General features: G+C 40.3%; 1 protein-coding gene and 1 pseudogene. Both read left to right on the top strand.

Annotated features, from left to right (window positions below):
* A pseudogene (locus P5674_RS25180) lies at positions 1-156 on the top strand (HNH endonuclease); the annotation flags it as partial.
* Positions 146-1,023 (top strand): reverse transcriptase domain-containing protein (locus tag P5674_RS25175; protein ID WP_315670423.1); only part of this gene is annotated, 878 nt, incomplete at its 3' end. The pseudogene P5674_RS25180 and the gene P5674_RS25175, both read left to right, overlap by 11 nt.

Here is a 1,023-nt window from a genome sequence, read left to right as displayed (position 1 = left end):
GCTGAATGGGAATCGAGATTTGAAGGCACAAGCTACGGGTTCCGTCCTGGACGGTCAGCCCACGATGCAATAAGCAGAATTTATACTGCCATAAATCAAGGACAATACTATGTTCTTGATGCCGATATAGCAAAATGCTCTTACCGTGAACCATGATTACCTACTGTCCAAAATTCATTGTCCAAGCAGCCTGAAAAGAGACCTAAAACAATGGCTCAAAGCAGGTGTACTAGATAACGGTGTATTTGAGGATACTGAAACAGGGACACCTCAAGGAGGGGTAATAAGTCCACTCCTGGCTAACATCGCACTGTTGGGCATGGTTAGGTTAATTGAAACGATGTATCCAAAAACAAAATGGGTTAAGGTTAAAGTCACCTTAATAAGATATGCCGATGATTTTGTAGTGATATCACCATCACTAGAGATTATAGAACAGTGCAAAACTGCTATCTCTGTATGGTTAAAACCTGTAGGACTAGAAATAAAACCTGAAAAAACTCGAATATGTCACACGCTCAAACCTATTGAGTATAATGGAAAAATAGAGGAACCAGGGTTTGACTTTCTAGGATTCAATATTAGGCAATATCCAGCAGGAAAATACAAATCTGGGAAAACATGTGGAACAGCAAGCCGACTAATCGGCCACAAAACCCACATCAAACCCAGCAATAAAGCAGTCAAAGCCCACACAGAAGTGATTAAAGGTGTAATAAAACAATATAGAACAGCACCTCAATCAGCCCTGATTAGCAAACTAAACCCAATCATTCGGGGATGGGCAAACTATTATTCAGCGGTAGTCTCAACAGAGACCTTCGTTAAGCTAGACTTCATAATCTGGCAAATGTTACGGGCATGGACAGTATCAAGATGCGGAAAGGCAAGTCACGAAAAGCTAAGAAATTATTTCAGACATGGAACAATTAAACTTAGCAATGGGAAAGAAAGACACGAAAATTGGATGTTCCAAACCAAAGATGGGTTACATCTATTCAAACACAACTGGACTCCAATTGT

Source organism: Limnospira sp. PMC 289.06 (genome assembly GCF_032350395.1).
GTDB classification, from domain to species: domain Bacteria; phylum Cyanobacteriota; class Cyanobacteriia; order Cyanobacteriales; family Microcoleaceae; genus Limnospira; species Limnospira platensis.
The sequence above is the reverse complement of the archived record's forward strand: the minus strand, read 5'-3'. Positions and strand labels throughout refer to the sequence as shown.